At 69.9% G+C, this 12,875-nt stretch carries 4 protein-coding genes and 3 pseudogenes; 3 read left to right on the top strand and 4 right to left on the bottom strand.

What is annotated here, in order from left to right; all coding sequences use genetic code 11:
- Nucleotides 1–49 precede the first annotated feature (49 nt).
- On the top strand, nucleotides 50–3,025 hold the full coding sequence (locus ACZ67Q_RS29500; protein WP_471188216.1) for an aminotransferase: 2,976 nt from the start codon (nucleotides 50–52) through the stop codon (nucleotides 3,023–3,025).
- 52 nt (nucleotides 3,026–3,077) lie between these two features.
- Nucleotides 3,078–3,452, top strand: a pseudogene (locus ACZ67Q_RS29505) (FAD-dependent oxidoreductase); the annotation flags it as partial.
- Between the two features lie 69 nt (nucleotides 3,453–3,521).
- Here the strand turns inward: ACZ67Q_RS29505 and ACZ67Q_RS29510 are convergent.
- The 4 genes and pseudogenes from ACZ67Q_RS29510 to ACZ67Q_RS29525 form a co-directional block, all read right to left on the bottom strand.
- Nucleotides 3,522–3,704: pseudogene (locus ACZ67Q_RS29510) on the bottom strand (MMPL family transporter); the annotation flags it as partial.
- 739 nt (nucleotides 3,705–4,443) lie between these two features.
- The gene (locus ACZ67Q_RS29515; protein ID WP_471188218.1) at nucleotides 4,444–10,548 is read right to left on the bottom strand and encodes a DNRLRE domain-containing protein; all 6,105 of its coding nucleotides are present in this window, start codon (nucleotides 10,546–10,548) and stop codon (nucleotides 4,444–4,446) included.
- 249 nt (nucleotides 10,549–10,797) lie between these two features.
- Nucleotides 10,798–11,122 (bottom strand): annotated as a pseudogene (locus ACZ67Q_RS29520) (transposase); the annotation flags it as partial.
- A gap of 34 nt (nucleotides 11,123–11,156) precedes the next feature.
- Nucleotides 11,157–12,137: an ArsR/SmtB family transcription factor gene (locus ACZ67Q_RS29525; protein WP_471188221.1), complete on the bottom strand. Its 981-nt coding sequence runs from the start codon at nucleotides 12,135–12,137 to the stop codon at nucleotides 11,157–11,159.
- Between the two features lie 115 nt (nucleotides 12,138–12,252).
- On the opposite strand from ACZ67Q_RS29525, the gene ACZ67Q_RS29530 reads away from it, so the two are divergent.
- On the top strand, nucleotides 12,253–12,843 hold the full coding sequence (locus tag ACZ67Q_RS29530) for a ricin-type beta-trefoil lectin domain protein (protein ID WP_471188224.1): 591 nt from the start codon (nucleotides 12,253–12,255) through the stop codon (nucleotides 12,841–12,843).
- The last annotated feature ends 32 nt before the right edge of the window (nucleotides 12,844–12,875 follow it).

Genomic DNA, 12,875 nt, shown 5'->3' on the forward strand with positions numbered 1-12,875 from the left:
GCGTCCGAGCATCCCAGACGTGTTCGCCCACATCAGCCGAGGAACCCGCATGCTGCCCGATGAACACCGCACGATCGACTTCTTCAGCGAGGGCGCCCTTCCGGTACCCCGCGTCACACCGTCCGAGGCCGAGCTCATCGCTGCCGACCTTCTCGGCACCAGGGCTCGCCCCCAGTCGCTGGGCAGCCAGCAGGACGCCAACTTCCTGCTGCACGCCCCCGATGGGACGCCCGCGGCGATCCTCAAGATCGCCAACCCCGCCTTTCGCGGCATGGAGATCGAAGCCCAGGACGCCGCGGCCGACCTGGTCGCCTCCGCCCGGCCGGAACTGCGCGTCGCCACCGTCCTGCGCCGTCCCGACGGCTCACCACGTCGTACCACCGTGGACACGGAAAACGGTCCCGCCGTCGCGCGCCTGCTGCGCCATCTGCCCGGCGGCACGCTCTCGGGGCCCCGGCACCTGTCACCCGGCACCGTGGCGGCCATGGGCACCCTCGTCGGGAAGGTCAGCACCGCTCTGCGAGACTTCCGGCACCCGGGCCTCGACCGCGTGCTCCAGTGGGACCCCCAGCACGCCGATCGCGTCGTCGCCAGGCTCGCCGGGCACATCGACGAGCCCGACCGGCGCGCCGCCGTCGAGACCGCGACCGCCGAGGCCTGGTCTCATGTGCGCAATCTCGCCGCGGCGCTGCCGGCGCAGGCAGTGCACCTGGACCTCACCGACGACAACCTGATCCGCAGTCCCGGCACATGTCCGCCCATGCCGGACGGGGTCATCGACTTCGGTGACGTGACCACGAGCTGGGCCGTCGGCGAACTGGCCGTGTCACTGTCCTCCATGCTCCACCACGACGGCATCGAGCCTCACCACCTGCTGCCGGCCGTCCGTGCCTTCCATGAGGTACGGCCGCTCTCCCCCGAGGAGGCCGAGGCGTTGTGGCCGCTCGTGGTCCTGCGCGCCGCCGTCCTGGTGGCCAGCGGACGGCAGCAGGCCGCCGTCGACGAGGACAACGCCTACGCCAGGGCCGCACTCGACCGCGAGTGGCACATATTCGAACAGGCCACCTCGCTGCCCCTGCCGGTGATGACGCACCTTGTGAGAGAAACGACCGGCACGGCCGACGCGCCCAGCCGAACCGCGCGGGCCGATACGCCGGTGCGCCCTCTCGTGCGGGACCTCGCTGCCGACGACATCACCCTCCTCGACCTGTCCGCCGACGGCGATGCCATGGACGGCGGAGCCTGGACGGAGACCGGCATCGAGGCGCGGTTGGCGGCCTCGGCCCTCGCGGACGGAGCCGTCGCGGTCGCCACCCGGTACGCCCAGGCGCGGCTCACCCGGACGCAGGCACTGTCGGCGACGTCCACCGCAACGGTGCCCACCGGAATCGACCTCTGGCTCGGCCGGGACGCCATGGTGCAGGCACCGGCCGCGGGTAGGGTCCTCGTGGCGGCGCCGGGCCGCGTGGAACTCACCTACGGTGCGCAGGCGCTGTCGCTGTCCTTCCCTGTCTCGGTCCGGCCCCTGGTCGGCGCCGGTGCGACGGTGCAGGCGGGTGACGACATCGCCCGCCTCGGCTCCGGCGCCTCGGTTCACGTCGCCCTGTTCACCGCCGGCGGACCGGCTGTCCCCCACCTGGTCCGGCCCGAGTACGCCGCCGGCTGGCTCGCGCTCACCGCCGACCCGGCCCCGCTGCTCGGCCTGGTGACCGACTCCGGCCCCGCGCGTGACAGAGACCTGCTGGACCGGCGCGACGCCGCCTTCGCCACCGTGCAGGAGCACTACTACGCCAACCCTCCCCGCATCGAACGAGGCTGGCGCCACCACCTGCTGTCCACCGACGGCCGCGCGTACCTCGACATCGTCAACAACGTCACCCCGTTGGGCCACGCTCACCCCCGGGTCGAGCAGGCGGTCTCCCGGCAACTGCGACGGCTCAACACCAACTCGCGCTTCCACTACGCCTCGGTGGTGGAGTTCACCGAACGTCTCGCCGGACTGCTTCCCGAGCCCCTGGACACCGTGTTCCTGGTCAACTCCGGTTCCGAGGCGGTGGACCTGGGCCTCCGGCTGGCCATCGGGGCCTCCGGGCACCACGACGTAGTCGCACTGCGCGAGGCGTACCACGGCTGGACCTACGCCTCCGACGCCGTCTCCACCTCGCTGCAGGACAACCCGAACGCCCTGGCCACCCGCCCGAACTGGGTGCACACCGTGGACTCGCCGAACTCCTACCGCGGCCGGTACCGGGGAAGCGACGCCGTGCGCTACGGCTCCGAGGCCGTCGCGGTGATCGACGAGCTGGCCGCGTCCGGCCGCCCGCCAGGAGCGTTCATCGGCGAGACCTACTACGGAAACGCCGGGGGAGTCGCCCTTCCCGACGGATATCTCGCCCAGGTGTACACAGCGGTACGACGCCACGGCGGCCTCGCCGTCGCCGACGAAGTCCAGGTCGGCTACGGCCGCTTGGGCCACTGGTTCTGGGGCTTCGAGCAGCAGCAGGTCGTCCCCGACATCGTCTGTGTCGCCAAGGCCATGGGCAACGGGCATCCCCTCGGGGCCGTCATCACATCCAAGTCGGTCGCGGACCGGTACCGCGATCAGGGCTACTTCTTCTCCTCCACCGGTGGCAGCCCTGTCTCCAGCGTCGTCGGCCTCACCGTCCTGGACACGCTGCGCGACGAGGACCTCCAGGGCAACGCGGTGCGCGTCGGCGGCCATCTGAAGCACCGGCTCGAAGAACTGGCCGACCGCTACGGCATCATCGGCGCCGTCCACGGCACGGGCCTCTACCTCGGCCTCGAACTCGTCCACGACCGCACCACCCTGGAACCCGCCACCGAAGAGACCACCGAACTCTGCGACCGCATGCTCGACCTCGGCGTCATCGTCCAGCCCACCGGCGACCACCTCAACATCCTGAAGATCAAGCCGCCTCTGTGCATCGACACCACGGCTGCCGACTTCTTCGTCGACATGCTCGACCTGGCCCTCACCCAACTCGGCCACGGCCACACCGGGTGACAGGTGTGGGGGAAGGCGTCTCGCCGCCCGAAATTCCTGAGGAGAGGGACGAATGACGGACACCATCGTTGTCGGCGCAGGCATCGCCGCGGCGCGGTTGCTGCACACCGCGGGACAGCGTGTGGTCGTGCTCGAGGCGCGCGACCGCGTCGGTGGACGGATATGGACGGACCACACCGCGGGCGTTCCCGTCGACCGGCGCGCCTCATGGATCCACGGCCTCGCCGGCAACCCCCTCACGGGACTCGTCGCCGCGCTCGGGACGGAGACGCGAGAGTTCGCGGTGGGGAGCTTCCAGCCCGGAGGGCGGCCGATCGCCGACTACGACGCATCGCGCCGCCTGCTGGACGACGACGCGACACGGCAATGGACCACGGACGTCGACACCGCGGATGCCCTTGTCCAGGGGACCGTCGCGGCATCCGGCCATGACGACGGTTACGCCACCGCGACCGAGCGTGCCCTGGCCATGACCGCATGGGAACCCGAACGCGCCGAACATGACGCCGGGCTCGTCCAGGACGTGCTGGAACAGCAGGGTGGCTGCGCCGAGGGTGGCGGCGAAGCCGAGCCCGACGGAGAGCATCAGGACCACCGGGGCGAGCAGGCTGCGCAGGAGCAGCAGGGCGATCAGGGTGGCGGCGACCGGGAAGACGATCGTCAGGTCGTGGTCGACGGCTACTGGACGGCGACGGCGGTCAAGACCTGTGGATTGCGCCCGCACCGGGCAGCCGTCCCGCGTGGAGTAGCCCGTGCTGGTACGCGGCGCCGCACATTGCCGAGTTGCTCGCCAGGGACGGACGCACCGAGGAGGCTGTGGCCGTGCTGCGGCCCCACGCCCCCGCAAACAGGCACGATCTGGCCGGGTACTTCATCGACCTCGGCTGCATCGAAGAGGCCGTGGCCATCCTTCACAACTTCTGGGAGTCGCGCGGCCCATCTATGGCGCCGCCCTGGCACCGGCCGGTTCGCTTCCGGCGTCTGACCGTCGTGTCGGGCGCACCGGGACGGCGGTGGTGTGGTGCGGTGTGCATCGGCCGGCGCGGGACGCGGTGCAGAGTGTTGTGGGGAGGGGCCGGTTGTGGGTCCGCCCCCTCCCCTCGTTTCAGCGAAAGCGCGAAACGGATGCCAGGTCACCTACCGCCGGATCAGGCCCAGCGGTCGGTGTGCGGCCCCGGGCAGAAGAGAGATCCGCCGGGGCCGCTTGTACCAGTCCGCCTATCGGGTTCTCTTGGGCTTGCGCAGCACTATCGCGATGGCTGCCCCAAGGAGAATTCCGGGGATGACCAGGATTCCGAGTGACACTTTTGGCATCACGAGGTGAGCCAGACAGATGATGCTCACGCTGGCGACGGCAGCAATGATGGCCCCGACACGGTCGGGTTTACGATCTGGTGAGCGCATTTGTTCTGCCTTTTTCATCCCCATCGGTAACTGCCCATTCCGGCTACGCAGCCGAAGCCGCCGGTGACCCCGGCCAAGCCCCAGTCGATTGGCCCGGACCAGAAGCCGTACGCGATGACCGGCCCAGCTCCGGCTCCGCCCCACCACGCGCACTGTCTGACGTAGTGATTGCGCGACACGCGGCCGCCCCATCTCCGGAAAGCGTAGTAGGTGACACGCACGAAGCGGTGACGTCTCCCCCAGTTACTGATCCGTCGGTGAATCTTCCGATAGTAACGGTGCCAATGCCACCACTTGCCGTCGAGGTCGAAGCGGTTGATCGGGTCGCCGTTGCAGTAGTCGTAGGCGTTGGCGCTGCCGCCGGGAACCGGGTCGACGGACAGGAAGCGTCCGGTGGAGGGATTGTAGAGGCGCACGCCCATGAGGATGAGGCCGGTTGGGGTCTCACTGGAGCGCTGTTCGCCGCCGAGCCACCCGTAGCGGGTGGCGTTCTGGCCGGTGCGGGTGCTTCCGTACTCGTCGTAGTCGAGAACCGTGGGCGCAACCGAGGTGTCGGCGGGCAGTTGCAGGACTGTGTCGCCGTGCAGGTTGGCGAGCTGCAGGATCGTGCCGCCGGTCTTGGTGGTGGTGGCGGCGAGGTTGCCGTCGAGGCCGTCGACGCTTCGGGTCAACTCTCCGGTGGCCGTGTCCTCGACGATCCAGCTGGGGTTGTCGCTGTCGGAGTCGTAGTGGTTGAGCCTGGACGCCGTCTGCGTCCAACTGCCGGAGGCGTTGCTCTCGGTGGTGAATCCGCGGCGGCGCAGGGCCGAGTCCAGGGTCCAGGTCTGGCGCTGGTTGCCGGCGGTCTGCTGCTGGACGAGGTCGTTGGTGTAGTAGCCGATGGTCGAGCCGGGCAGGGCGGTGGTGCGGCCGAAGGCGTCGTAGGTGTAACCGCTGTTCACCAGACGGTCGGCGCTGTCGTAGGTGTAACTGGTGGTGGTGGCTCCGGTGGTGGTGCAGTCGGCGTTGGGTGCAGCGGTGGCGGTGGCCAGCGTCTTGCGGTTGGTGTTCTTGTCGAAGGTGTAGCTGCGGGTCGTGCAGACCGCGTCGGTGCCGGTGTCCTGGACCTGGGTCAGGCGTCCGGTGGCGTCGTAGGTGTAGCCCTGGGAGGCCGTGACGCCGGGAGTGCCGGTGTGGGTGGCCCACTGCCCGTGGACGGTGGCGGTGATGCTGTCGGAGACCAGGACGGTGCCGTCGCTGTCACGAGTGTAGGTGCGACTGCTCGAGGTGCCGTCGGGGGCCTGGGCATCGACCATGGTGTAGCCGCCGGGCAGCGTCTGCTGGTTCAGTTTGCCATCGGCGTCGTAGCGTGCGCCGAAGGTACCGGCTACGGAGTCGGTGATCGACGTGGCGAGCCCGCGGGGGTCGATGGTGTTGTCGTAGGTGTACGTGGTGGTCGACGGCACACCGTCGGTGACCTTGGTGGGTCGGTTCAGGGCGTCGTACTGGGTGGTGGTGGTTGCACCGTCCGCGTCGGTGTAGGACATCAGGCGGCCGAGCTGGTCGTATGCCTTGGTGATGGTGCCGCCGGCCGTGGAGGTCTGCTTGACGGCCTGGCCGGTGGCGCTGTCGTAGCTGGTGGTCACCGCCGGGATCGCGGTGCCCAGGCCGCCGGAAATCGTGACGGTGGTCGGGCGGCCGGCGTTGTCGTAGCCGTTCGTGGTGGTGCGGGTGGTGCTGCCCGAGGTCTCCGTGATGATGGTCGGGTTGCCCCACCGGTCGTACTGGGTGGTCTTGGTGGGCAGGGTGGTGGGGTTGGAGCCGCCGCCGGTGATGGCCGCGGCCGGACCGGTCTGGCAGACGGCGTCGGCCCACTCGGGGTGCCCGCCGCAGGTGCCGGTTCCATCGCCCGTGTAGTAGCTGGTCACCGTGGTGCCGGCGTCCGTCCCGCTGGAGGCGGGCTGGCTGGTCTTGATGACCCGGCCTTGGTCGTCGTAACCGGTGGTGGTGGTGATTCCCAGACCACCGGGATCCTGGGTGGTGGAGGTGGGCAGGCCCTTGGCCCAGTCGTAGGCGGTGGCCGTCACCCGTGCATCGGCCAGCAGGTCGGGCCAGGACCGCGGCTGGGCGCCGACGGTCTGCTTGGTGACCTGGTCCTTCACCACGGCGGTGCCGTCGGTGGGACGGCCGGCGTCGTACTCCTTCACGGTGTGCCGGCGGGCCGTGATCTGGCTGCCCGCGGCCGCCAGGGTGGTCGTGCCGCTGGTCAGGTTCGCCGCGAGGGTGACCGTCTGCAGCGGACCGTAGGTGTCGGTCTCACGGGTGCCGGTGGCGTTGAACACCGAGACGTTGGACAGCAGTTGGGCCCGTTCGGCCGTGGAGAGGGCGTTGATGCCGAGGTCGGTGAGCTCGCCCTGCTGTGCGGTGGTGGTGCCCAGCGCCAGTTCACGGTTGCTCGCGCTCAGGGTGCGGACCGTGTTGCCGAAGGCGTCGTACTCGGTGACCGTGAGGTGGTTGCCGGGGGTGGCCTCGTCGACCTCGCGGCCGGAAGCGTCCAGGTAGTGGATACCCGCCCGCTTGTAGTCGCTCGCGGCCAGGGCGGAGCCGTCGTTGCCGAGCGGCACCTGGTCCGCGGGGAAGACCGCGGTCGCATCCGTCGGGGTGTCGGTCTGGCCCCAGGAGGCGGTCGCCGTCGCGCCGAGGTCGTTCGGCGCCGCCGAACCGGTCAGCGGGACTCCGTAGACCACCGTGGTGTCGGCGGTGCCGTTGGTCTGGCCGGCCGTGCCCGGGGTCAGCGTGGGCCGCGAGGCCTTCAGCAGCATGCCCGCACCGGCCGCCGGGTTGGAACCGGCCTGGCCGTAGGTGAACGTCCACGGCAGCTGACCGGGCGGGGTCAACGTGATGACCCGGCCCGCGCTGTCGTAGGCATAGGCCGTCTTCAGGGCAGGGGAGATCCGCGGGTCCCAGGTCTCGCGCAGCCGGCCGGCATCGTCGTAGGCGTACTGGGCGACGGTGGTCGCGGTGGCCGTGGCGGCACCCGGGGCGGTCGACCACAGCTTGATCGCGGACACCTGGTCCTTGACGTCGCCGAACGCCACCGAGGTGGCGGTGGTGGTGGGTGCGTAGACGAACTCCAGCACCCGGCAGCCCTTGACCGTGGGGTCGGCCTCGCAGGTCGCCAAGGTCGTCGCCGTGGTCGCGGCGATGATCCGCTTCGGGCGGGCCAGCGTCTTGCCGCCCACGGTCACGGCCTCGGAGACCACCTTGGTGGTGGAGTTCGCCAGGCCGTCGGACAGCGAGCTCGACACCGTCCACGTCGTGGCCGACGAGTTCACCTTGGAGAAGGTGGTCACAGTGCCGTCGCTGTCGGACAGAGTGAAGTCACCCGAGGTGAACGAACCCGTCAGGGTCAGGTCCTCGGCGCCCGCCTCGGGCACCCACCCGGTCTTCGCGGCGTTGGACGTGAACTTGATCGTCGATCCGTCGACGCTGGCCACGTCCAGCGAGGTGGCCGACGTCTGGCGGATCTCCGTGTAGTCGGACTGGGTGGCCTCGGCGACGGTCCCGGACAGCCACTCCTTGCCGAAGATGGCCGCCTGGCCGTCCTGGCCGGCGCCGGCCTGCGGAGAGCGCGAGGAGGCGGTGCGGGTGACCGTCATGCCGAAGAACGACGCGTCGGTGTCCGACAGGGTGTAGTCACCGGTCAGCAGGTTCACCGAACCCGGGCCGACGTCCTCGCTCGCCGCACCGTCGGCGGTGCGGTCCACGACCATCGTGACGGGGTCGGAGGACGCGGTGGCGCTGTTGGGGCCGGTGAAGTCCGCGCGGATCTGCACGGCGCCGTCGGGGTTGACCGTGGAGGTCGCGTTCCAGGCCAGGCTCGGGCTCTTGCCCGCGTTCAGCGCCACCGGCCACGCGGTCAGCGGCTGCCCGGCGTTGGTGACGTCACCGGCCGGGATCGGCGTCCAGGTGTCGGCGTCGCCGCGGCGCCAGGAGAAGGTGACGTGGTCGAACTTCGAGCTGTCCGCTTCAGCGGTCAGCGGGACGCGGGCCGCGGTGCGGGTGCCCTCGTCGGGGGAGGTCACGCCGCCCGGGCCGACGTGGAAGGTGTAGGAGAGCGGCTCGGACTTGTTCTCCGCCTTGTCCGTCGCCCGCACCTGCAGCGTGTTGGTGCCCGCCTTGGCCGGCTTGACCGTCACCGTCACCGGCGTGGTCGTGCCACCGGTGGACACCTTCGTCCACGTGGTGCCGTCCAGCGACCACTCGATGCCGTTCTGGTCACCGGCCGGCGGCGTGATCGTGAAGTTGCCCGCCTGCCCGACGCCCTTGACCCACGCGTTGCTCGGATAGTCCGTGGACGTCACCGCCGTCGGCGCGGACGGGGCGGAGGTGTCGACCGTGAACACCGCGTAGTTGGACCAGCCGAGGTTGTAGCTGGTGCCGTCATACGGCGTGGTGCGGAACTTGTACGTCTTGCCGTTCGCCAGCAGACCCGAGGGCACCGTCACCGACGCCGGCTGCCCGGCCGGCACGAACGCCGACGACAGGTTCGAGCCGACCTGAGTGCCCGTGGTGTTGTCGGCGATCTGGAAGAAGCCCTGCACCTTGTCGTTGTTCGGGTCCGCGAAGGTGTCCCGCAACGTCGGAGTCAGGGTGTTGACGTACCAGGTGCCGGTGGAGTCCTTGAAGAACGGCGGACCGGCCTGCTGGTCGGTGCCCGTGCGCGGCCGGTAGTTGTAGGTCACGACCAGCTTGGGCGGATTGGACGCCGCGTTCGCGGAGTTCACCCGCTTCCACGGCAAGCTCGTCGACTCGTCCGACGCCCGCAGACCCATGTTCGAGGTGGCGTTCTTCGCCGACGCCCACGTCTGCGCCAGGCTCGTCGCGTCCGCGGTGATCCAGCCGTCGGGCTGCGTCGAGCAGCCCGGGTTGCCGGTGGTCGCCGTCGACGTGGCGAACTTCTGGTTCCACGTCGGCTGAGACGTCCAGCGCGAGGACGTGGTGGGCTTGGAGGTGTCCCACACCTCCCACGGATACGCCTTGCAGTCGGTGTTGCCCGAGTGGAAGTTCCACAGCGACAGCGTCGCCTTCGACACCAGCGCGTCCGCGAACGGCGCGGTGTTCCAGGTGACGAACGAGCGGGCCGTGCGTGGCGTGCCGTCGGCGTTCTTCGTGCCCGGGTTGCCCAGGTCCAGCTCGGTGTCGGCCGACCAGTCGACCGTCTCACCCTGCTGCACATACGTGTCGAAGACGTTCGACAGCGCGGCCGTCGAGGGGTCGACGGTCACCGGGAACTTCGTCTTCGGGTCGGCGAGGAAGGCTGCGTCCGGGGTGAAGACCAGGTCGACGTTCGAGCCGTGCTGCACGACCTTCAGACCGACCTTGGCCCGGTGGGTGTGCTCACCGGAGACGGGGTCGACGGCGGCGTCCCACATCACCGGCGCGGGCATCGTGGCCTGCTTCTTGCCCTTGGCATCGGTGAACAGCACACTGCCGTCCGCCAGCTGCTTGACCTTCAGGCCCTTGGCCTTCAGCGGCAGCGTGTACGCGTAGCCGTCCGTGGCCGGCTTCTGCCGGATCTCCACGAACTGCTCGAAACCGGTACGGGTCGCCTCCACGACCACGTCCGCCCCGGGCACCGCGTCAGCGTACGTGGCCCGGTTACCGGACAGCTTCGGCTTCGGCAGACCGCCCTTCCACTGCAACGCGATCTGCTGGTCACCCTGACCCAGCGTCACCAGATCCCGCGCGGCGGCCTTACCGGTAGCGGCCAGCGACCGCACGGCCGCTCCACCGCCCGCCGACAGCCTCAGCCCACGCGGGTGCCCCTTCGGAGCCACGCCACCGGCGCCGTCCTCGACCAGGTCGAGGTCCACCGGACGCCAAGCACCGTTCTCCTTGTACCGAACGGGGCCGGCCGACACCTCGGTCGTCAGCGAACCGTTCGGGTTCACCCACGTCGTCGAGGTCTCCGTACGCTCCGACAGCGCCTCCACCCGCTTGCCGGAGAGGCGCGCCGTGACCCGCGCGGACGCCAGGTCGGCAGCCGAGTCGGCATAGTGCTTCTGCTGCTGCGGCGCAGACTCGGGCTTGTCCGACGCGGCGATCGCGTCGGCGCCCTCCAGCGCCGTAACAGCCATCGTCAAGGCGAGCGACGCGGCTATTCGACGCGTCCACACACCTCTCGGTTTCGGCCAGACGCTCCCGCGCCCCGCCCGTGGTCTCTTACCCATTTCATCCCTAATTCATCCGCGCAGCACGCGAGTTGCGGCTGCGGCGGTCGAACATTATGCGAAACTAAATTGGCTACAAAAGGGATGAAAGTGATCTGCATTCTCTTTACGTCTTCCACGCAAGATCTCTCTTACCCAAGCCTTACTGAAGGACCGTCAGAAACAGGTGATAAGGCCTCGCCAGCGAGGTGGGGGTAAGGGCCCCGGGCCGGGTGACCATGGCGTCCCGATGATGCAGCACGCGAGCTGCACAAGCCCCTGGTGCAGATCAGCGCGGTGTTCGTAGCGGATCCGCAGGCGCTTGAACTGGTGGAGCCCAAGCGAAGGTTCGCTCAACGACCCACCTCGTACGTCCCAGGCCGGAGCCGTGAGCGGTGCCGCGTCTGGCGATGTGGGGCGTGACGCCACGGTCTCGCCGCAGCCGTCGGTACTTGTCGGAGCCGTAGCCGCGGTCGGCGAACAGGCGCCGCGGCCCGCCCCGCGCCCCTCCCGGGCGAGGGGCGCGGCTGGTACGCCTACGCTGCTCCCCCGAGCCGCTGGTAGAGCACGTGCCTGGACCGTCGGGCACGGGTGACGAGCCCGGCCCGGTGGAGGATCTGCAGGTGGTAGGAGACGGTGGCCGGACTCAGATAGAGCCGCTGGGCGATCTCCGTCGTGGAACGCGGTTGGCTCAGCTCGGCCAGGAGCTTTCGCCGCATCGCCCCGATCAGCGGGTGGTCCTGGGCGGGCGGAAGACAGTCGACCTGCGCGGCGGGATAGACGATGAGCGGAGTGCGCGGCGCCGGCGCCCCGGGCGGTTCCCCGGCGCAGAAGAGGGCCCGGTCGACGAAGACGCTCGGCGTGAGGATCACCGCTTCCGCGTCCAGCGTCAGCCGGTGGATGCTGTCCTTGCGGAGGTGGACGAGCAGTTCACCGTCGCGCCATTCCAGGTTCGGGGCCAGCCGGTTGAGGGCCTCGGCGAGCCCGTACTGGGCGATCTCGGAGGCCCGGGCGGTGACGTCGGCTTCCAGTCGGGCCCGGATGGCCGGCCACGAGGGCTTGAGTGCCGCGTGCCAGAACCGCGCCATCTCGTCGGCGAGTCGGCGCGCGAAGTGGTCCTCCCCCCGGTCGAGGGCCTGCAGGAGCCGCCGCGGCGCCGGGTGGCCTGAACCGGGGTCCCAGGAGTGGCCGTTGACCGCCTCGTCCAGCTCGTAGCGGATCCGTTCCTGCGGGGTCGTCGCGATCTGCTGCAGCGCGGTGTCGATGTCGGTCAGGAAGGCCGGGGGTTCCGGCCGCAGGAAGTCCGGGGCGTAACCGAGGGGGCCTCCTCCGCCGACCACGGCCAGCAGCCCGAGCCGGTGCCGGGTCAGCGCGTCCGTGGCCCTGGTCCGCCAGGGCGGGGTCAGGGTGCCTGGGCTGAAGCCGACGAGGCGGAGCAGGTCCTTGGCCGAGCCCATCGGTGAGACCGCGAACCTCACGCCCCCCAGCCCCCGGGCGCCCAGGCGGATCCGGATCACACGCGTTCCCCCTTCGCCAGTCCCTTCGAAAGAAATCGAATCATTCGACCGGTCAATCGGCGTGGCGTTTCCTGGATTCACCGCACAAACCGGCCCCGAAAGGAATCCAGGACCCGTGATCGTTCACAAGAAGCTGGCCGCCGTCGCAACCGCCGTGGCAGCCCTCACCGTCGGTGCCTCAGGCGCGGCATCCGCCCAGGCCGCCGAGCCCACCGCCCACCACGTGGCCTGGGAGCAGGGCCAGGCGCCCGCCGCCCGGGCGGGCTCCCTCACCGCGGGCATCTACGTCCGGATCTACAGCCTGTACCAGGCGACCCCGGGCCAGTGCCTGGACGCCGACGCCACCGCCGGCGGCAACGGCACCAAGGTCCAGGTGTGGGGGTGCAACGGCACCACCCAGCAGGAGTGGCTGCTGTCCACCGACGGCAGCCTGCGGAGTGTGCGGTTCCCGGGCATGTGCCTGGACGCCGACACCAACGGCGGTGGCGCCAACGGCACCCGGGTGCAGTTGTGGCAGTGCAACGGCACCACCCAGCAGCAGTGGTACCACCCCTCCGGGGACCTGGCCATCTACAACGTCCGCTTCAACAACGGCAACAACACCGTGCTGGACCGCGACACCAACGTCCGCGGCAACGGCGCCCAGGCCCAGCTGTGGGGCAAGAACTTCCAGTCCCAGCAGTGGTGGGACATCCGGACCGCGTGACGCCTCCGACGCAGTCGGCGCCGGTGCCCGTG

The organism is Streptomyces sp. NPDC036813 (assembly GCF_055609245.1).

Excerpts from the sequence above, each read along its gene's own strand:
- ACZ67Q_RS29500 (WP_471188216.1), top strand. The coding sequence starts at position 50 with ATGCTGCCCGATGAACACCGCACGATCGACTTCTTCAGCGAGGGCGCC.
- ACZ67Q_RS29515 (WP_471188218.1), bottom strand. The coding sequence starts at position 10,548 with ATGGCTGTTACGGCGCTGGAGGGCGCCGACGCGATCGCCGCGTCGGAC.